Annotated in this window: 19 protein-coding genes and 1 pseudogene; 8 read left to right on the top strand and 12 right to left on the bottom strand. The window is 62.5% G+C overall.

From position 1 onward, the window contains the following. Positions 1-422 precede the first annotated feature (422 nt). The 4 genes from DMX11_RS24865 (at position 423) to DMX11_RS24880 (ending at position 2,225) form a co-directional block, all read left to right on the top strand. Entirely contained in the window at positions 423-827 is a 405-nt protein-coding gene (locus tag DMX11_RS24865) for a TraR/DksA family transcriptional regulator (RefSeq protein ID WP_003250099.1), read from the top strand. Positions 828-1,005: 178 nt separating this feature from the next. Then, positions 1,006-1,200: a hypothetical protein gene (locus tag DMX11_RS24870; protein ID WP_110748159.1), complete on the top strand. Its 195-nt coding sequence runs from the start codon at positions 1,006-1,008 to the stop codon at positions 1,198-1,200. A gap of 345 nt (positions 1,201-1,545) precedes the next feature. Further along, positions 1,546-2,016: a hypothetical protein gene (locus DMX11_RS24875; protein ID WP_110748164.1), complete on the top strand. Its 471-nt coding sequence runs from the start codon at positions 1,546-1,548 to the stop codon at positions 2,014-2,016. After that, the gene (locus DMX11_RS24880) at positions 2,013-2,225 is read left to right on the top strand and encodes a hypothetical protein (RefSeq protein WP_110748167.1); all 213 of its coding nucleotides are present in this window, start codon (positions 2,013-2,015) and stop codon (positions 2,223-2,225) included. The genes DMX11_RS24875 and DMX11_RS24880 overlap by 4 nt, the downstream gene beginning before the upstream one ends. Before the next feature lie 13 nt (positions 2,226-2,238). Here DMX11_RS24880 and DMX11_RS24885 read toward each other — a convergent pair whose 3' ends face one another. From DMX11_RS24885 to DMX11_RS24915, 7 genes are all read right to left on the bottom strand, one after another. Then, complete coding sequence (locus tag DMX11_RS24885) at positions 2,239-2,604, bottom strand: Na+/H+ antiporter subunit G (RefSeq protein ID WP_110748170.1); 366 nt, start codon at positions 2,602-2,604, stop codon at positions 2,239-2,241. Continuing rightward, positions 2,601-2,879: a K+/H+ antiporter subunit F gene (locus DMX11_RS24890; protein WP_110748175.1), complete on the bottom strand. Its 279-nt coding sequence runs from the start codon at positions 2,877-2,879 to the stop codon at positions 2,601-2,603. The genes DMX11_RS24885 and DMX11_RS24890 overlap by 4 nt, the downstream gene beginning before the upstream one ends. Beyond that, positions 2,876-3,364 (bottom strand): Na+/H+ antiporter subunit E, encoded by a 489-nt coding sequence (locus DMX11_RS24895; protein ID WP_110748178.1) that lies wholly within the window; start codon positions 3,362-3,364, stop codon positions 2,876-2,878. The genes DMX11_RS24890 and DMX11_RS24895 overlap by 4 nt, the downstream gene beginning before the upstream one ends. Beyond that, the gene (locus DMX11_RS24900) at positions 3,361-5,040 is read right to left on the bottom strand and encodes a monovalent cation/H+ antiporter subunit D (protein WP_110748181.1); all 1,680 of its coding nucleotides are present in this window, start codon (positions 5,038-5,040) and stop codon (positions 3,361-3,363) included. Before DMX11_RS24900 ends, DMX11_RS24895 begins: the two co-directional genes overlap by 4 nt. Continuing rightward, positions 5,037-5,381: a Na+/H+ antiporter subunit C gene (locus tag DMX11_RS24905; protein WP_003250128.1), complete on the bottom strand. Its 345-nt coding sequence runs from the start codon at positions 5,379-5,381 to the stop codon at positions 5,037-5,039. Before DMX11_RS24905 ends, DMX11_RS24900 begins: the two co-directional genes overlap by 4 nt. Continuing rightward, on the bottom strand, positions 5,381-8,296 hold the full coding sequence (locus DMX11_RS24910; protein ID WP_110748184.1) for a monovalent cation/H+ antiporter subunit A: 2,916 nt from the start codon (positions 8,294-8,296) through the stop codon (positions 5,381-5,383). Before DMX11_RS24910 ends, DMX11_RS24905 begins: the two co-directional genes overlap by 1 nt. Before the next feature lie 150 nt (positions 8,297-8,446). Continuing rightward, positions 8,447-9,397, bottom strand: coding sequence for a DMT family transporter (locus tag DMX11_RS24915; RefSeq protein WP_110748187.1), 951 nt, complete (start codon positions 9,395-9,397; stop codon positions 8,447-8,449). Positions 9,398-9,481: 84 nt separating this feature from the next. Here DMX11_RS24915 and DMX11_RS24920 point away from each other — a divergent pair, with 84 nt between their 5' ends. Further along, on the top strand, positions 9,482-10,045 hold the full coding sequence (locus DMX11_RS24920; protein WP_110748190.1) for a helix-turn-helix domain-containing protein: 564 nt from the start codon (positions 9,482-9,484) through the stop codon (positions 10,043-10,045). Positions 10,046-10,089: 44 nt separating this feature from the next. Here the strand turns inward: DMX11_RS24920 and DMX11_RS24925 are convergent, their stop codons facing one another. Then, a complete protein-coding gene (locus DMX11_RS24925; RefSeq protein WP_110748193.1) occupies positions 10,090-10,638 on the bottom strand; it encodes a cysteine hydrolase family protein in 549 nt (182 codons plus the stop codon). 82 nt (positions 10,639-10,720) lie between these two features. Here DMX11_RS24925 and DMX11_RS24930 point away from each other — a divergent pair, with 82 nt between their 5' ends. Together DMX11_RS24930 and DMX11_RS24935 are read left to right on the top strand one after the other, a co-directional pair. Continuing rightward, entirely contained in the window at positions 10,721-11,704 is a 984-nt protein-coding gene (locus DMX11_RS24930) for a GlxA family transcriptional regulator (protein ID WP_110748196.1), read from the top strand. A gap of 90 nt (positions 11,705-11,794) precedes the next feature. Further along, positions 11,795-12,175, top strand: coding sequence for an antibiotic biosynthesis monooxygenase (locus DMX11_RS24935; RefSeq protein WP_110748199.1), 381 nt, complete (start codon positions 11,795-11,797; stop codon positions 12,173-12,175). On the opposite strand, the gene DMX11_RS24940 is transcribed toward DMX11_RS24935, so the two are convergent. Together DMX11_RS24940 and DMX11_RS24945 are read right to left on the bottom strand one after the other, a co-directional pair. Then, complete coding sequence (locus tag DMX11_RS24940) at positions 12,154-12,924, bottom strand: S9 family peptidase (protein WP_110748203.1); 771 nt, start codon at positions 12,922-12,924, stop codon at positions 12,154-12,156. The two genes, DMX11_RS24935 and DMX11_RS24940, sit on opposite strands and share 22 nt — an antisense overlap. After that, entirely contained in the window at positions 12,908-14,026 is a 1,119-nt protein-coding gene (locus tag DMX11_RS24945; RefSeq protein ID WP_110748206.1) for a DUF3182 family protein, read from the bottom strand. The genes DMX11_RS24940 and DMX11_RS24945 overlap by 17 nt, the downstream gene beginning before the upstream one ends. A gap of 181 nt (positions 14,027-14,207) precedes the next feature. Between DMX11_RS24945 and DMX11_RS24950 the strand changes: the two are divergent. After that, a pseudogene (locus DMX11_RS24950) lies at positions 14,208-16,008 on the top strand (aminopeptidase P family protein). A gap of 41 nt (positions 16,009-16,049) precedes the next feature. Here DMX11_RS24950 and DMX11_RS24955 read toward each other — a convergent pair. Both DMX11_RS24955 and rhtA read right to left on the bottom strand, forming a co-directional pair. After that, positions 16,050-16,331: a hypothetical protein gene (locus DMX11_RS24955; RefSeq protein WP_016714998.1), complete on the bottom strand. Its 282-nt coding sequence runs from the start codon at positions 16,329-16,331 to the stop codon at positions 16,050-16,052. Between the two features lie 190 nt (positions 16,332-16,521). Further along, positions 16,522-17,409, bottom strand: a complete 888-nt coding sequence (gene rhtA, locus DMX11_RS24960) for a threonine/homoserine exporter RhtA (RefSeq protein ID WP_110748209.1) — start codon at positions 17,407-17,409, stop codon at positions 16,522-16,524. Positions 17,410-17,922 lie beyond the last annotated feature (513 nt).

A 17,922-nucleotide genomic window follows, 5' to 3' on the forward strand; every position in this document is an offset into this window, starting at 1 on the left:
CTCACTCCGGCATTGCTCCCGGCAGGACCGCGCCGAAGGCCCCATCCTGGGGCCTCAGCGCTTGACGGGCATCCATGCCCGTCACCTGCCTCCGCAATGCCTGCGTTCGGCCTCCTGAAGTCGCGAAAGTCAAGATCAAGATCAAGATCAAGATCAAGATCAAGTGCCTGAGCCTGAGCCTGAGCCAGCGTCACACTCACAGTATGGGGCGGGCAGTTGAATTTGTACTGGCACCGACCAGCGGATTCTAAGCGACGGAAGCAAATTCGCACCCATTTGCAGTTGCTCCACGCGACGTGGCGCCTTAGACTGCCGCCCCCTGTAAAAGAGTGCCAGTTGGCGCTTGAAGAATTTCGCTGCCGATGCCAAGGCGTCGGTGGCACCTGAATCGCCCAAATGCACATTTTTTCATAGAGAAATCGATGACCAAGGAACAGTTGCTGGCCATGTCGGCCGATGACTACATGAACGCCGACCAGCTAGCCTTCTTCACTGAGCTGCTGCAGGCGATGAAAGTCGAAACCCATGAACGCATCGAACTCAGCCGCACCACCATCGAAGGCTTGGACACTCCGTCGGACCCTGCCGACGTGGCCTCGGTCGAAGAAGAGCGTAGCTGGCTGGTAAATGCCATCGATCGCGACCAGCGCCTGCTGCCACAGCTGGAGATGGCTCTGGACCGTATTGCCGACGAAAGTTTCGGCTGGTGCGATGACAGCGGTGAACCCATCGGTCTGAAGCGTCTGCTGATCAGCCCGACCACCAAGTACTGCATCGAAGCCCAAGAGCGCCACGAGCAGCTCGACCGCCACCAGCGCCAGGTCTGACCCCGGGTGTGGTGAGAGGCCCCACGGAGCAATCCCTGGGGCTTTTTGCGTTTTTCGCTGGCCCCGGTTTTGTTGCTCCCGGCGTAACACTGCTGTACCGGGATGCGCTGTTTTCGCGTGAAGGGCAGGCGTATCATGGCTTTATCGTTAGGGTGCTAATTAAATTCCGGAGGGAATGATGAATAGCCGAGTCGATGTAGCCGTGATGATTGGTTCAGGTGTGCCGTCTACCCTGCAGGCGGTGGGAAAGCGCATCTGCTGGGTGGTACTGGTCAATGGCGAGCGCCGTGGTACTGCCTTCGCCACGCGTGAAGAAGCGCTGGAATGCCAGGCGGCTTGGCAGCAGCAACTGAAGAAAGGCCTCGCCGCCTGAAAATGTTTATTGCCTCTCGACGTGTTTCAGTGTTTTCGGGCATATTTGTCCTACAGTAAATGCGCACATGGATACCAGGGCTTGTCTTCTTGCAGGCTCGCTCCATTGGTTGCATTTGCTGGCGAGTGATCTTGGGCATCACGCTTCCCGGGCCGGGAAAGGGCCGAGCGCCTTCGGTTGAAGGCGAGTCTGGCACATCAGAGTAAAGATTCCTGCACGCTGCATCGTCAGCGGGCACAGACATTTCGTATATCGCTTTATTACTCTTTTCGCCTATCGATAAGAAATGGCCGTGCCTCCCCGGCTTGGGTGAGGGCGGGTTGTAACCGGTTGAGGATTACTTCATTGGCAGTCAGCACACTTGATACCCACGCGTTGTTCGCCCTGGGCGACTTGCGCGGTAAATTGGCCCAACTGTTCCAGGGCCGCTTCATCTATGTGACCGAACAGAATCCCGAAGGCCTGTACATGGCCGAAATCGACACCGAAAGTGCATTGGTGGTCGATGACAAACAGCGCCTCGAGCTAAAGGTGGGCGACCACTTCCGCGCTGCCGTATTGCCCAGCCGCGAAGGTGGCAAGCTGGAAATGCGCTTTCGCGAGATCAAGTTGAATGTGTATGGCGTGGGTGATTACGCATTCGTTTCCGTCCCGGAAGGCGAAGGCATTGTATTCCGTGAAGGCCACGGTGTGATGCTGGTGTTCGCCGCGCAGCAGCAAGTGCAGGAAGGCCTGGGCAAGTTGCTGAAGGCGGTGACCGGCAAAGTTGCCAAATGGCGCAAAGGCGAACTGACCACCTTCAAGGCCAGTGAATGACCGATGCTGACGACGCGCCTGCCACGCGGGCGGAGTTTCATCGGCAGCACCTGGCAGATGCCGTGGCCGACGCCGAGCGTTTGCTGGCCAGGCGCGCGGCGTTGCAAGGCGCTTGGTTGAACTGGGTGGCGGCTGAACTATACAGGCTCAGCCCGCCGCCTTATGCCGCCATGGTCCGCCGCGAGTTGCAGCGCCTCAGCCAAGGCTGAAGCGGTAACCCCATCAGTTGCCGCGGTCGCTGCCGCTGCTGACCTCTTCGGGCACCGGTTCTTTCGCCATGCGCTTGCGAAACAGTGCCGCGCGCGCCAGCAACAGCGTGGTGACCGGCACGGTGATCGACAGCAGGATCGGGATCAGCCACGCGTGCAGCACCGGCGCGTCCTTCAGCCACGAAAAGTAAATGATCGAGGCCAGCGCCACGCACCAGGCGCCAATGGTCGAGGCCAGTGCCGGCGGGTGCATACGCTGGAAGTAATCCTTCAGGCGCACCAGGCCCACCGCGCCAATCAGGGCGAACAGGCTGCCCGTCAGCAGCAACACAGCGGTGACCAGTTCCAGCCAGAACGGCAGTACCAGGGTTTCAGTCATTCGATCACCTCACCGCGCAGCAGGAACTTGGCCAGGGCAAACGAGCCGACGAAGCCGAATAACGCAATCAGCAGGGCACCTTCGAAGTAGGTGTCACTGGCATAACGGATCCCAAGCACCAACATTGTCAGCATGGCCAGGATGTACAGGTAGTCCAACGCCAGCACCCGGTCCTGAGCGGAGGGGCCGCGGAACAGGCGGATCAGCGCCAGGCCCATGGCCAAGGCGAAGATGAACAGGCTGGCAAGGACCGCACTCGAGAGCAGGCCTGTCATTGGAAAATCTCCATCAGCGGGCGTTCGTAGGTGTCCTTGAAGTGCCGGATGAAGGCCGCTTCATCATCCAGGTCGAACACATGCAACAGCAGCACGGTGCGGTCCAGCGCCAGCTCGGACCAGACCGTGCCGGGGACTACCGTGGTGATCATCGAAAGCGCGGCCAGGCCGTGCGGGTCGCGCAGCGCCAGCGGTACGTGGACGAATGCCGACCGTGGCTTCTGTTTGCCGGCACGCAACACGCCAAGCGCGACCTGCAAGTTGGACATGATCACATCGATACCGACCCGGCCGATCAGGCGGGCGATGACCAGGGGCCGCCGCACATGCGCATGCTGCGGACGTAACGGTGCCATGAGCAATGGCGCCAGCACACCAAGCGCGGCGCCCAGCAGCAGATTGCCGGGGCTTATCGAGAGGTTCAACAGTAGCCACAAGCCGAACAGCGAGACCGATAGCAGTGGGGCAGGGAACATTCGGCTCATGGCTGCACCTGTACGTCGAGCGAGGTGGGGCCAGGAATGGGGCGGGCGGCCATCACGGCCTGGATATAGGTGTCAGGGGCCTGCAGACTGGCAGCGGTATCCTGGGTGTAACGCAGCAGCGGCTCGGCTTTCAGGCTGAGGATGATGCACAGGCCAAGCAGGATGACGATCGGCAGGCATTCATAGCGGCGCAGCACCGGTGACGGCCGCTCCTCAGGCTTCCAGAAGCGCTGGATGCCGACCCGGCCAAAGGCGATCAGCGAGGCCATGCCGGACAGTATCAGTAACGCCACCAGCGTCCAGCCGGTGGCCCCCAGTGGCTGCTCCGTCGCAACCCCCAGCCCCTGTGGGTTGAACAGTGCGCTGATCAGGTTGAGCTTGCCAACGAAGCCTGACAGCGGCGGCATGCCAATGATCAGCAGGGCGCAGGCGATGAAGCTGAGGCCGAGGAAGGCCATGGTCCACGGAATGATCTGGCCGATCACTGCCTTCTGCTCATCGTCGAGGTTGATACCCTTGGGTGGGTGCAGCGATTCCAGCGGCGGCGGCATGGCGTCTTCTTCTTCGTCCAGCGGCGCTTCATTGGCCGAGCGCGAGCGTTCGACCAGTTCGGCGAGCAGGAATAGCGCGCACAATGCCAGGGTAGAGTTGACCAGGTAGAACAGTGCTGCGCCGGTCAACGCCGGTTGGGCGAAGCCGACTGCTCCGAGCAAGGTCCCAGCCGAGACCAGGATGCTCAAGGCAGCCATGCGCTCTAGGCGCTGCGCAGCCAGGATCGACGCTGCGGCCACGGCCAAGGTAACCAGGCCGCCATACACCAGCCATTCACCACCGAAAAGCGCCGAGGCCCCGGCCTGCCCAGAGAACAGCAGCGTCCACAGGCGAAGCACGGCGTACAGGCCGACCTTGGTCATGATGGCGAACAGGGCCGCCACCGGGGCACTGGCCGAAGCGTAGGCCGGCACCAGCCAGAAGTTCAGCGGCCAGATGCCGGCCTTGACCAGGAAGGCCGTGGCCAGGATAGCGGCGCCGGCGTGCAGCAGACCGCGGTCGGCCTCTGGCACCAGCGGGATCTTCAGCGCAAGGTCAGCCATGTTCAGGGTGCCGGTCACGCCGTACAGCAGCGCGGCGCCGATCAGGAACAGCGACGAGGCGAACAGGTTGATGGCGATGTAGTGCAGGCCGGCACGCACCCTGGCACGGCCCGAACCATGCAGCAACAAGCCGTAGGAGGCAGCCAGCAGCACCTCGAAGAACACGAACAGGTTGAACAGGTCTGCGGTGAGGAAGGCACCGTACAAGCCCATTAGCTGGATCTGGAACAGTGCATGGAAGCTGGCCCCGGCACTGTCCCAGCGGGCGCGGGCAAACAGCAGCGCGCTGAAGCCGATGACCCCCGTCAGGGTCAACAGCAGTGCCGAGAGGTGGTCCACCACCAGCACGATGCCGAATGGCGCCGGCCAGTTGCCCGGCAGGTACACACCAATCGACGCTGCCTGGCCCTGGGCGCGTACCCACAGCAGCAGGCTGACGGCGACGGCCAGGCCGGCGAAGGTGGACAGCAGGTTCAGCCGGGCCTTGATCCGTCGGTGCTTTTCACCCAGCAGCAACATCACCGCCGCCGTGAGCAGCGGCAGCAGGATGGGCGCGACGATGAGTTGACTCAGGCCATTCATTCGTCACGCTCCCGGCCATCCACGTGGTCGGTACCGGTCAGGCCGCGCGAGGCCAGCAACACCACCAGGAATAGCGCGGTCATGGCGAAGCTGATGACGATGGCGGTGAGCACCAGTGCCTGGGGCAGCGGGTCGGTATAGTGCAGCAGGTCCTGGGTGACGCCGTCCTTGATGATCGGTTCCTTGCCGATGAACAGGCTGCCCATGCTGAAAATGAACAGATTGACCCCATAAGACAGCAGGCACAGGCCCATGATCACCTGGTAGGTACGTGGGCGCAGGATCAGCCACACCCCCGAGGCGGCCAGCACACCGATGGCGACTGCAATGACTTCTTCCATCAGGCGGCTCCTGCTTGGCTGGTTTTTGCCGGGTTGCCCGGGCGGTAGGCGCGCACCGACTGGTGCGCCAGGGCGGTGAGGATCAGCAGGGTCGAGCCGACCACCACGGTGTACACGCCGACATCGAAGAACAGCGCGCTGGCCACGTGCACATCGCCCAGCAATGGCAGGTGCAGGTGGGCGGTGTGGGTGGTGAGGAACGGGTAACCAAGCAGCATCGCGCCGACGCCGGTCAGGGTCGCGCACAGCAGGCCGGTGCCCATCCAGCGCAGCGGCCGCAGGCTCATCTGTGCCTCGACCCACTGGGTACCGGCCACCATGTACTGCAGGATGAATGCCACCGACATCACCAGACCCGCGACAAAGCCGCCGCCCGGCTGGTTGTGGCCGCGCATGAACAGGTACATCGACACCAGCACGGCGATCGGCAGCAGCAGGCGCACCAGCACCGCCGGCACCATCATGAAGCCCAGCGCGGTGTCGGTGGCGTGCCGTGGGTTGATCAGGTCGGTGACCACATCTGGCGCCAGCTGGCGCTGCTGTGCCGGCAGCTGCATGCTCTCTTTCGGAGGGCGGAAGCGCCGCAGCAGGGCGAACACCGTCAGTGCCACCGCCACCAGCACGGTGATCTCACCGAGGGTATCGAAGCCACGGAAGTCGACCAGCATCACATTGACCACATTGGTGCCCCCGCCCTGGGGCAGTGCCCGGCTCAGGTAGAACGAGGAAATGTCATTGGGTGTTGGCCGGGTCAGCATGGCGTATGACAGCAAGGCCATGCCACCACCGACCAGTATCGCCAGCAGCAGGTCGCGCAGGCGGCGCATGCGCGCGCGCTCCAGGCTGCCGGGCAGCGGCGATACGCCTTCGATACGCCGTGGCAACCAGCGCAGGCCGAGCAGGATCAGCACAGTGGTGACCACCTCCACCACCAGCTGGGTCAGTGCCAGGTCGGGCGCTGAGAACCATACAAAGGTAATGCAGGTCATCAAACCGCAGACACTGACCATGATCAGTGCCGCCAGGCGGTGGTACTTGGCCTGGTAGGCGGCGCCGATGGCGCAGGCAATGGCGATCAGCCACAGCGCGACAAACACACCGGAGCCCGGAATTTTCGGTCGGTCGCCCCAGCTCAGGCCGCTGTAGAGCATGGGGGTGAGGCCGGCGATGAAGGCGGCAACCACCAGCATGAACAGCTGCGATTGCAGGCGGCGGGTGGTGAACAGGCGCTCGACGCGCCGCGCCAGCAGCATCAACTGGACCTGACCGTGTTCGAACAGGCGCTTGCCGTTGAAGCGCTCGATCAACGGTGGGTAAGGGCAACGCCCCAGGCGCAGCTGCTTGCGCAGCAGCAGGTACAGGACGACGCCGCCGCTCATGGCCACCAGGCTCATGATCAGCGGGGCATTCCAGCCATGCCAGATGGCCAGGCTGTATTCCGGCAGCGTGCCGCCCACCACGGGCAGGGCGGCAGCGGCGAGCAGTGGGCCGACCGACTGGGCGGGGAAGATGCCTACCACCAGGCAGGTGAGTACCAGCAACTCGACCGGTGCACGCATCCAGCGCGGCGGCTCGTGGGGGGTGTGGGGCAAGTCCTGGGCGGTGGGGCCGAAGAACACATCGACGGTGAAGCGCAGGGCATACGCCACGCTGAAGGTGCCGGCCAGGGTGGCGATCACCGGCAGCGCGGCCTCGACCCAGGCGGTGGAGCTGATGAACACTGTCTCGGCGAAGAACATTTCCTTCGATAGGAAGCCGTTCATCAATGGCACGCCGGCCATGGAGGCGCTGGCGACCATGGCCAAGGTTGCGGTGTACGGCACCAGGCGGATCAGGCCGCTGAGGCGGCGGATGTCACGGGTACCGCTTTCGTGGTCGATGATGCCGGCCGCCATGAACAGCGAGGCCTTGAAGGTGGCATGGTTGAGAATGTGGAATACGGCGGCAACGGCGGCCAGTGGACTGTTCAGACCCAGCAGCAGTGTGATCAGGCCCAGGTGGCTGATGGTCGAATAGGCGAGCAGGCCTTTGAGGTCGTTCTGGAACATGGCGGCAAAGGCGCCGAGCAGCAAGGTGATGGCCCCGGCACCGCCGACGATCCAGAACCACTCCTCGCTACCGGAGAGCACCGGCCAAAGACGCGCCAGCAGAAACACCCCAGCCTTTACCATGGTCGCCGAGTGCAGGTAGGCCGATACCGGTGTGGGCGCCGCCATGGCGTGGGGCAGCCAGAACTGGAAGGGGAACTGGGCGCTCTTGCTCAGGGCGCCGGCCAGGATGAGCGGCAGCAGCACCGGATACAGCGCGTGCTGGCGGATGGTGTCGCCGGCAGCCAAGACCTTGTCCAGGTCGTAGCTGCCGACCACATGGCCGAGCAGCAGGGCCCCGACCAGCAGGCACAAGCCGCCTGCGCCGGTCACCATCAGCGCCATGTAAGCGCCGCGGCGGGCGTCGGCACGGTGGTGCCAGTAGCCGATCAGCAGGAAGGAGAACAGGCTGGTGAGTTCCCAGAAGAACACCAGCTGGATCAGGTTGCCGGAGATTACCAGGCCCAGCATGGCGCCCATGAAGGCCAGGAAGAAGGCGAAGAAGCGCGGTACAGGGTCTTGTGGCGACATGTAGTAACGCGCGTACAGCGACACCAGCGTACCGATGCCCAGCACCAGTAGCGAGAACAGCCAGGCGAAGCCGTCCATTCGTAGTACCAGGTTCAGCCCAAGGCTGGGCAGCCACAGAAACTCTTCGCGGATCACGCCACCGTGGGCAACCTGAGGGTACAGCAGTGCTACCTGGACGGTACCGACCAGGGCTACGAGCCCGGCAAGAATGGACTCGGCGTTACGTGCGTTGTGCGGCAGCACAGCTGCCAGGCAACTGCCCACGAACGGCAGAAGCAATAGCACTATCAAAGACATAGCGGCCTATTCTGGAGAAGTTTGCAAAGAATCATACGTGCCGAGGTGTTGATCACCAACACGCAAGCTGTCGCAGAATCCTACAAACAGGCTGTGACAAGCTGTTTTTTTATAACAGTTTTTTACAGAGCATAGCCGCTGTTGACCGCTTTACAGCCCGGCCTGGCGTTCGCCTTGTGCCTGAGCGTCGCGTACTTCGGCGGTTTCGCGGGGGCGGCGAACCTTGAGTTCGCTGACCACCACCGCAATCACGATCAGCAGGCCGCCGAGCAGCGCCACGCCTGGCAGGCGCTCCCCGGCGATGCGCCCGACGATACCGGCCCATACGGGTTCGCCGGCGTAGATAAGGGTGGCGCGGGTGGGCGAGACCGATTTCTGCGCCCAGTTCATCGCCACCTGGATCACCGCGCTCATGGCACCCAGGCCTACGGCGCTGGCCAGCAGCAGCCAGGAGAAGTCGGGAATGCGCTCCTGGGTCGGCACGATCATCAGGAACGCCAGCAGCGAGGCGGTTGCCAGTTGCACCACGGTGACCCGGCGCACATCGACCTGGCCGGCGTAGCGGCTGATCAGGATGATTTCGGCGGCAATGGCCACGGCGCTGACCAGGGTTACCAGTTCGCCCTCACTGAAGTGCAGGCTGCCGCCCTCAGGACCTGCCAGCAGCATCAGGCCGATAAAGGCCAGGCAGATGCCGATGCTGGGCATAAGGCCTGGTCGCCGACCAAGTACCAGCCACTGCAGCAATGGCACGAATGGCACGTACAGCGCGGTGATGAATGCCGACTGGCTGCTGCTGATGGTTTGCAGGCCCATGGTCTGCAAGCCGTAGCCGAGCATGATCGACACGCCTATCAGCATGCCCGCCTTCAGTTCGGTGAAGGTCAGCCCTGGCAGTGAACGCGCCGACACCACGCCCACGAACAGCGCGGCAGCCGCAAAGCGCAGGCCGACGAAGAACATCGGTCCGCTGACAGTCATCACGTTATGCACCAGCAGGAAGGTGCCGCCCCATAACATGGTGATGAACACCAGCACCAGTTCGGCCTTGCTCAGGCGAAAGGTAACGGCGGGGGTGGTTTGGCTGCTGGGCTTGCTCATGGTCTTGCACACTCGGCGGAAGGCGGCGCACAATCGCCGCAAAGTGGGCAGTATACTGCGCAATCCCGATCAGTGAGCAATATAGTGCACAAAGATTCCGCGCACCGTGCCTCGGTGCTCCAACATGTCAGCCTCAATGTACGCAGCCTGCGCAACGCCGCTGCCATGAGCCAGGCGGCGCTGGCTGAGCGCTCAGGAGTGAGCCGGCGCATGCTGGTAGCGATCGAGGCGGGCGAAAAGAATGTGAGCCTGACCACCCTGGACTTGATTGCCGAAGCCTTGGGCGTGGCGTTCAGTACCCTCATCCAGGCGCCGGACCAGCGTGACCCTGGGCGCATCGAAGAGCTGGCCTGGGCGGGCGTGCATCCACAGAGCCGGGCGGTGCTGCTGGGTACTAGCCCGGCACGACGCGAGGTGGAGCTTTGGGAGTGGACCTTGGCTCCTGGCGAGTATTATGCCAGCGAGGCAGATGCCGAAGGCTGGAGTGAGCAGATCTATGTGGCCGACGGGCAGCTGACGCTGATCATCGAGGGTGTCGAGCATCGCCTGCAGGTGGGACAGTTCCAGGTGTTCCCCAGCAACTGCCGGTATGCCTATCGGAATGATGGCGAGGTGGCGGTACGCTTTGTGCGCAATGTGGTGATCTGAGGTTTGGGGGAGGGGCGCAAAGCGCCCCAACCTCTCAAGCTGTATCAGCGGTCCAGCAACTCATCGGTCTTCACCACCCTGGCATAGGCAAACGCCAATGCAGCCATTGCCGAATCATGCACCTGCGCTGCCGGTACCTGCTTGCCGTTGAATTCCAGCGGCAGTGTCGCGCAGGCATCATGCGCCACGGTCACCTCATAACCCAAGTCGGCTGCTGCACGGGTGGCGGCGTCGATGCACATGTGGCTCATGCTGCCGACGATGGTCAAGGCCTCGACACCATGTCGGTCCAGTGTGTGCTCGAGGTCGGTGCCGAGAAAGGCGTTGACCTTGTGCTTGAGCACCACCGGTTCACCCGTGACCGGTTCGACCTTGCGGTGGATGGCAGCGCCCGGTGAACCTGGGGCGAAGAACGGCGCATCGGCGCTGTCGAACTCATGCCGCACATGCACTACCAGGTCGCCGCGCTGGCGTGCCGCCGCCAGCAGCCGGGCGGCGTTGTCGGCTGCCTGGTCAGCGCCTTCAAGGGCCCATTTGCCGCCCGGAAAGTAGTCGTTCTGGATATCGATGATGATCAGCGCCTGCTTGTTCATGCTGCCTCCTCTGGCAGTAGTCGTTGGATGCCGTTAGTTATAGGCTGTGTGCACTGAGCTGAGGATTGGCACGAACGACACTATGCGGGCAAAAACTGACACCCCAGCCAGCCTGGACATTGGTCTGTTGCTGTACCCCGGCGTGCAGCGTGCCGCCGTGCATGGCCTGGCGGACTTGTTCCTGGTGGCCAACCGGGTAGCTGCCGAGCTGGGCGCCGTCGAGTTGCCGCGGGTGCGTATCAGCTTCTGGCAGGCCAACGAGGCGGGCCAGTTGCAGCCTGCCCCCGACAGCCCTGCCAGCGACGTGCCGGGCCTGCGTGTACTGATCATTCCGCCGAGTCTCGAATCGACCCCGCAGGGCGACCTGCTGGAGCGCCACCGCACGTCGTTGTGCAGGCTGCACGAGCGCGGCACGGTACTGGCGTCGGTGTGTATCGGCGTGTTCTTCATCGCTGCCAGTGGCCTGCTGGACGGGCGCCCAGCCTGCACCCATCGGAACTACGTGCATGCGCTGGCCCAGCGCTTCCCCAAGGTACGGGTGGAGACCCGGCAGCCGCTGCTGGACGACGGCGACATCGTCACCTCGGCAGGCTTGATGGCCTGGACCGACCTGGGCTTGCGCCTGCTGGAGCGTTTTCTGGGAGCGACCGTGGCGCGGGAAACCGCCCGCTACCTGGCGGTTGAACCCGTCTCGGCGCCGTTGCCCGGGGCGTTGTTCAACCCGCGCCTGGATCACGGCGACGAGGCCGTGTTGAAAGTGCAGCACTGGTTGCAGGGTAATGGCGGGCAGCATGTTGACCTTGCTGCGATGGCGGCCTGTGCGGGGCTGGAGGAACGTACATTCCTGCGACGTTTCCGCGCTGCCACCGGGTTGCGTCCGACCGAGTATTGCCAGCAGGTGCGGGTGGGGCGGGCGTGCCGCTTGCTGGAGTTCACCCGACGCAACGTCGAACAGATCGCATGGGGGGTCGGCTATCAGGACCCGGGCGCGTTTCGCAAAGTGTTCCAGCGTATCACTGGTTTGACGCCCAGCGACTATCGGCGGCGCTTCGCGGTATCGGTGTAGACCGTCAAGAAACCACTTGACCTTGACTTAACTTGAGGTTTTACCCTGCACGGCATTGCGCTGCATGCGCCCGTAATCAGGAGACTGTCGATGTCGGCAAAGCCTCAAGCCCTGTGGTTTACCCAGATGATCGAATACGAAGTGCCCAGCATGTGCCAGCAGGCCTTGGCCCAGGCCCTGGTGGCGCGTAGCGAAGCGCTGGCTGCGCGGTGCGAGGGCCTGCAGGGGGTCAGCATCCAGGCCAGCGACGATGGCAGCCGGGTGTTGCAGTACCTGCAATGGCAGTCCCGCCAGGCCTGGGCGGCTGCGGCCGTGGACTTCATCGAGGAACCATTCCTCGACCTGCTGGGCCAGCATCAAGCACGTGGCGTGAGCTTTGCCGCCTACCAGACCGTGCGTAGCCTGGTGCGTGGTGTCGATGGCGGCCTGCTTTGCCAGGTGGGTGAGCCTCAGGCATACCAAGGGGCATAGTGCGGGTACTGGTCCAGGCGGGCGCCGATGACCATTTCGCTGATCCACGCAGCGAGGATCGAGCTGTAGGCTTTCTGACTCTGTTCGCTGGACAGGGCGTGGTCTGCCCCGTCGACGATGCGATGAGTCAGCGAATGGGCGCTGACGAATGCCGAGCGGTAATTCATCAGCGTGCTGTGCGGTACATAGTCGTCCTGCTCCGACTCCACCAGCAACACATCCCCGGTGAATTCAGCACAGGCTGCCAGCGCACGGTTGTCTCCTGGGCCGAGCGGGCGCTGGCGGTAGGCGTTCAGCCGTTGACGGTCGAGGGTCTGCTTGGGGCTGCCCCAGTCGTCGTCCCAGTACATCGCGGGTACCCGCAGCGCCAGCCATTTGACCGGCCGTTCGCGGCTCAGCAGGGTAGCCAAGTAGCCGCCATAGCTGCTGCCAATGATGGCGATGGCGCTGCTGTCGACGGCCGGGTGGCTGACCAGCCGGTCGTAAGCCACCAGAAGATCTTGCAGGTTCTGCTCTCGGGTGACGGTAAGACGCTGGCTCTCGGTCTTTTCGTGACCGCGCAGGTCGAAGGTCATGCACACGCAGCCTAGCCCGGTGATATGCCGGGCACGGGCCAGGTCGCGTTGCTGGCTCCCGCCCCAGCCATGCACGAAAAGGATACCCGGCATCTTACTGCCGGGGCTGACCAAGGTGCCGACGATGCGGTCATTCTCGACCTGCAGTTCAACGGTTTCACTCTGAATGGTCATGCTCGCGAATCCGCGCAAATTTGCTGAGTTGTCCGAGTTCACTGTCGTTTCCTTGGTAGAAGAGGGTGGCGTCAACCGGTAGGTCGGGTGTACCGAAGACTTCGTGGGTGGATGCACGCACCCGCTGCAATGCCGGATCGTCGGCAAACGCCTGCAGCGCCAGCAGTTCGGCACTGCTGGCACCGCCCAGGCGCCAGGATTGTTCGAGTACGCCGCAGCACAGGTGGCCTGAGGCGTCGCTGCCGCGCGCGATGTCATAGTTGCGCCGTGAGGCAACAAAACCCGGGAAATGCTGCTCGGCGGCCATTTCGTAAGCCATGGCCTGGTTGACGGCCAAGCGCAGATGGTCTTCAAGCGGCAGTTGCAGCAGGGTCTGGTAGTTGCCGCGGACCACCACCAGGTCGGAACCGCCGTAGACTTCGGTGCCCTGATGGTCGCGGGTCAACTGCTGGGTGCCATGGTAGCTACAGGTCAGCCCGGCGACACGCACCTGGCCCACGCTGAAGGTCTGGACGTCGCTCAGGTCTTCTTCCAGCACCAACCCCCATAGCGCCAGCTGCTGGTCGTCCATCGTGGCCAGCAGTGGCTCCAGTTCATCTGCCGCAGTGATCACCTGTTGGCCACGCCCTGCGCAGGCCAGCACCGGCTTGATCCGCAAGGGGCCATCGCGCAGGAGTAACTGAGCTGCGTTACGCGCATCGTTCTTGCTGAACACGGTGTAGCCGCGCAGCAGGGCGTCGCACGCCTGCAAGGCGAAACCATCGGTCCAGCCCGGGGGAAAGGTGGCCCCGGCCGGTAGCGGGTGGGAAATGGCCTTTGTCGCCATGTACGGCTGGGGCACCATGCCACCAAACAGGTCCTGCTCGCTGCGAATGCCTAGAGTGGCAGCGCGTTTGGGGTCGGTCAGGGTCTCTGTAGGCAGGTAGTAGTAACCATCGGCGGCATTGGGCGGTTGCTCAGGCCGCCTGTGCGGGCAGCCCAGAAGCCTGGCCAGGCCATCGGCAATCTTCAGGTGCACGGCATGCTCGTGCTCGGGCGTGTGTTCGCGGGTGTCGAGCAACACCACGGCAGCTTTCTGGGTGCAGGCACTGGGCATGGTCAATTGCCTGTGTGCAATGAATGTACAGTGTGTGAAGCCCTTGCCTTGGGGAAGTTCAGCGGAACTTGATCGGTGGTCCTGACGTAGGACGCGTCCGGTTCGTGCCGGGAACGATTGCAGGGCCCTGACGGCTGTTCCATTATCGGCGTATTGGATCAATCGTGATGTAGCCGCAGGAGAGCGCATGAACGTCCAGACCACTCTTGATCAAAGCGTGCCACAGCGTCTGGCGCACGTGCGCCAGGCCATGGCTGTAGCCGGCATCAATGCCTTGCTGGTACCGTCGGCCGACCCTCACCTTTCCGAATACCTGCCCGGTTACTGGCAGGGGCGCCAGTGGCTGTCTGGGTTCCACGGCTCGGTAGGAACCCTGGTGGTCACCCCCGGGTCTGTGGGTCGATAGCCGCTACTGGGAACAGGCCGAGCACGAACTGGCCGGCAGTGGCATCGAGCTGATGAAGCTGCTGCCGGGCAAGCCCGGCGCACTCGAATGGCTGGGTGAGCACGTCGAGCCTAACGGCAATGTTGCGGTGGATGGTGCAGTCATGGCGCTGGCCTCGGCGCGTCAGCTGGCAGAGCGCCTGAAAGTACGGGGGGCGCGGCTGATCACCGACCAGGACCTGCTGGGCCAGGTCTGGAGCGGGCGTCCGGCGTTGCCAGCCAACCCGGTCTACCAGCACTTGGGGCCACATGCCACGGTGAGCCGGGCGGACAAGCTCGCGCAATTGCGCCAGGGCATGCAGGCCAAGGGCGCCGACTGGCACTTCATCGCTACCCTCGACGACATCGCTTGGCTGTTCAACCTGCGCGGCAGCGACGTCTCCTACAACCCGGTGTTTCTGGCCTTTGCCCTGATCAGCCAGCAGCACGCCATCCTGTTCGTTGGCCAGGACAAGGTGGATGAGCACCTGCGTCGGGTGCTGGCGGTCGACGGTATCGAGGTGCGCGACTACAGCGAAGCCGGGCAGGCACTGGCAGGCGTTCCTGCGGGGAGCAGGCTGCTGGTGGACCCGGCCCGGGTCACCTGCGGCCTACTGGATAACCTCCAGGCAGATGCCGTGCTGGTGGAAGGGCTCAACCCCACAACCCTGAGCAAGTCATGTAAAGGTGATGACGATCTGGTGCATATCCGCCAGGTCATGGAGCAGGACGGTGCGGCGTTGTGCGAGTTCTTTGCCTGGTTCGAGGCGAGCCTCGGTCGAGAGGTGATTACCGAGCTGACCGTTGACGAGCAATTGAGTGCCGCGCGGGCCCGGCGCCCGAACTTCGTGTCGCTGAGCTTCTCGACCATTGCCGCTTTCAATGCCAATGGCGCGATGCCGCATTACCGCGCCACCGAGCAGTCGCATGCGCACATCGAAGGTGACGGCTTGCTGCTGATCGACTCGGGCGGGCAGTACCTGGGCGGTACCACCGATATCACGCGCATGGTGCCGGTGGGGATCCCGAGCCAGGCACAGAAGGAGGACTGCACCCGTGTGCTCAAGGGCATGATCGCCCTGTCGCGCGCCACGTTCCCGCGTGGGGTGCTTTCACCGTTGCTCGACGCCATTGCCCGGGCACCGATCTGGGCTGATCAAGTGGACTATGGCCATGGCACCGGCCATGGGGTGGGCTACTTCATGAATGTGCACGAGGGGCCGCAGGTGATTGCCTACCAGGCAGCAGCTGCCCCCCAAACGGCGATGCAGGCGGGCATGATCAGCTCGATCGAACCGGGTACCTACCGCCCTGGGCAGTGGGGCGTGCGCATCGAGAACCTTGTGGTCAATCGTGAGGCGGGCAAGAGTGTCTTTGGCGATTTCCTGTGCTTCGAGACCTTGACGCTTTGCCCGATCGACACCCGCTGCCTGTTGCCCGAGCGGCTGTCGATTGAAGAGGTCACATGGCTGAACCAGTACCACGCCACCGTGCGTGAGCGCCTTGCACCATGGCTCATGGGCGATGCGCTGGCCTGGTTGCATACCCGTACCGCGCCGCTATGATCGGCACATGAAAAAGGGCAGCTCGCGAGCTGCCCTTCTTCTTATTTGCAGATGACGATCATGCTACGGCTGGTGTAGCCCGCCGGATTGATGCCGAACAAGTAGTCGCCGGCCTCCTCATCGCTATCGCCCGAGCGCGCAATGACCCGATAGCCGCGTGTGCTGCAGGAGCTTGCAGCTTTGCTGTAACAATTGTCCCACGAGGAGGAAAGGCCGGAGCAGTTGATATGCAGGCCCTTCTTGCCTCTTTTGACCTCAGTCTTGGCTGTGGCGGCACATCCAGCAATTGCCAAGATGGCCAGGATGAGAAAAATACGTTTCATTCCTGTCCTTAAATGCAGGGCGGATCAGTTGTCAGGCCCTGTCGTTATCGCTTCGGTTCTTCCTGAAAATTCCCCAGCGTCCGTGTTCGGTCCAGTAGATAGCGTAAAGATGATGATTCTGTGACAGCTTAATCAGCGAGATGGGTCCCTACAATCACTAATGCTGTCTCAAATGAAAATATTTCTCATATCAGTCTGCAGCGATTGTAGGGCTGGGCTCCTTGCGCATGGAAAGGGTAGTGCCGACTGATGCGGTAATGATTGCCAGGATCGCCAGCCATTGGGTAACCGTCAGCACTTCACCGAGGAACAGCAGGCCGGACAAGGCGCCGAATGCCGGCTCGATGCTCATCAGCGTACCGAAGGTGCGTGCCGGAATGCGCGTGAGTGCGACCATTTCCAGGCTGTAGGGCAGGGCGGTGGACAGCACGGCAACGGCCAGGGCCATGGGAATTACGGCGGGCGTGAGCAGTGCGCTGCCTGCATGGGCGATACCGATAGGGGCTACGAACAAAGCCGCGACTACCACGCCCAGTGCCGCACTCTGGATGCCATGCTCGGCCCCGGCGCGTTGCCCGAACAAGATGTACAGGGCCCAGCAAACGCCAGCGCCCAATGCATAGGTGGCGCCCACCGGGTCCAGTGACTGGCCGTCGTGGCCTGCCGGCAGCAGCATCACCAAGCCGGCGATGGCCAGGCCAATCCAAAGGAAGTCGATCGCTCGCCGCGACGAGAAGATTGCTACCGCCAGCGGGCCGGTGAACTCCAGTGCCACGGCGATACCGATCGGTACCGTTTGCAGGGCCATATAGAAGAGGAAGTTCATGCCGCCCAGCGCCATGCCATAAATGACCACGTTGCGCAGGGTACTGGCAGTCAGGGATACCCGCCATGGGCGCAGTATCAGCAGCATGATGATGCTGGCGAAGATCAGGCGCAGGGTGGTGGTGCCTTGCGCGCCGACGATGGGGAACATGGTTTTGGCCAGGGAGGCACCGGACTGAATCGATGCCATGGCGATTAGCAGCAGGCCGATCGGAAACAGGATAGCGGCCAGGCTGCGGGGCTGGGTGTTCATTGAGGTGGTGCGATCCTTAGGGAAGGGTGGGGTTGAGCAATATAGTGCGCAATAATTGGGCGAGGGGGCAAGGCGTGTGACGATCAGCTGACTGCCCTGACCCCGCATTTCCCGCAAAGACCTAAATTATTGAAATTAAAGGTTGACCTGTAAAATATCAGCCCTATAATGCGCACCATTCCAACGCGGTAGCGAAGCAACGCAAGCCACCCGGTTGAGTCAAGTGTTTGAAGCTAAACGAGTTTCTCGCAAAAAAACTTCAAAATAAACGCTTGACAGCAAATGAGGAAAGCGTAGAATGCGCGCCTCGGTTGAGACGAAAAGCTCTTAACCAAACGCTCTTTAACAAATCGAATCAAGCAATTCGTGTGGGTGCTTGTGAGTATGGACTGATAGTCAAAAAGATTATCAGCATCACAAGTGGCCATGCGAGAAATCACATAGTCATTTGAGATTGCTGAGCCAAGTTTAGGGTTTCTTAAAAACCCAAGCAGTATTGAACTGAAGAGTTTG

The organism is Pseudomonas sp. LB-090624 (assembly GCF_003205205.1).
GTDB lineage: Bacteria > Pseudomonadota > Gammaproteobacteria > Pseudomonadales > Pseudomonadaceae > Aquipseudomonas.

What these genes read in the sequence shown, in the direction of transcription:
- DMX11_RS24880 (WP_110748167.1), top strand. Translation starts at nt 2,013, where the DNA reads ATGACCGATGCTGACGACGCGCCTGCCACGCGGGCGGAGTTTCATCGG.
- DMX11_RS24905 (WP_003250128.1), bottom strand. Translation starts at nt 5,381, where the DNA reads ATGGAAGAAGTCATTGCAGTCGCCATCGGTGTGCTGGCCGCCTCGGGG.
- DMX11_RS24890 (WP_110748175.1), bottom strand. Translation starts at nt 2,879, where the DNA reads ATGACAGGCCTGCTCTCGAGTGCGGTCCTTGCCAGCCTGTTCATCTTC.
- DMX11_RS24930 (WP_110748196.1), top strand. Translation starts at nt 10,721, where the DNA reads ATGCGGGCAAAAACTGACACCCCAGCCAGCCTGGACATTGGTCTGTTG.
- DMX11_RS24910 (WP_110748184.1), bottom strand. Translation starts at nt 8,296, where the DNA reads ATGTCTTTGATAGTGCTATTGCTTCTGCCGTTCGTGGGCAGTTGCCTG.
- DMX11_RS24885 (WP_110748170.1), bottom strand. Translation starts at nt 2,604, where the DNA reads ATGACTGAAACCCTGGTACTGCCGTTCTGGCTGGAACTGGTCACCGCT.
- DMX11_RS24935 (WP_110748199.1), top strand. Translation starts at nt 11,795, where the DNA reads ATGTCGGCAAAGCCTCAAGCCCTGTGGTTTACCCAGATGATCGAATAC.
- DMX11_RS24895 (WP_110748178.1), bottom strand. Translation starts at nt 3,364, where the DNA reads ATGAGCCGAATGTTCCCTGCCCCACTGCTATCGGTCTCGCTGTTCGGC.
- DMX11_RS24940 (WP_110748203.1), bottom strand. Translation starts at nt 12,924, where the DNA reads ATGACCATTCAGAGTGAAACCGTTGAACTGCAGGTCGAGAATGACCGC.
- DMX11_RS24900 (WP_110748181.1), bottom strand. Translation starts at nt 5,040, where the DNA reads ATGAATGGCCTGAGTCAACTCATCGTCGCGCCCATCCTGCTGCCGCTG.
- DMX11_RS24870 (WP_110748159.1), top strand. Translation starts at nt 1,006, where the DNA reads ATGAATAGCCGAGTCGATGTAGCCGTGATGATTGGTTCAGGTGTGCCG.
- DMX11_RS24955 (WP_016714998.1), bottom strand. Translation starts at nt 16,331, where the DNA reads ATGAAACGTATTTTTCTCATCCTGGCCATCTTGGCAATTGCTGGATGT.
- DMX11_RS24865 (WP_003250099.1), top strand. Translation starts at nt 423, where the DNA reads ATGACCAAGGAACAGTTGCTGGCCATGTCGGCCGATGACTACATGAAC.
- DMX11_RS24925 (WP_110748193.1), bottom strand. Translation starts at nt 10,638, where the DNA reads ATGAACAAGCAGGCGCTGATCATCATCGATATCCAGAACGACTACTTT.
- rhtA (WP_110748209.1), bottom strand. Translation starts at nt 17,409, where the DNA reads ATGAACACCCAGCCCCGCAGCCTGGCCGCTATCCTGTTTCCGATCGGC.
- DMX11_RS24915 (WP_110748187.1), bottom strand. Translation starts at nt 9,397, where the DNA reads ATGAGCAAGCCCAGCAGCCAAACCACCCCCGCCGTTACCTTTCGCCTG.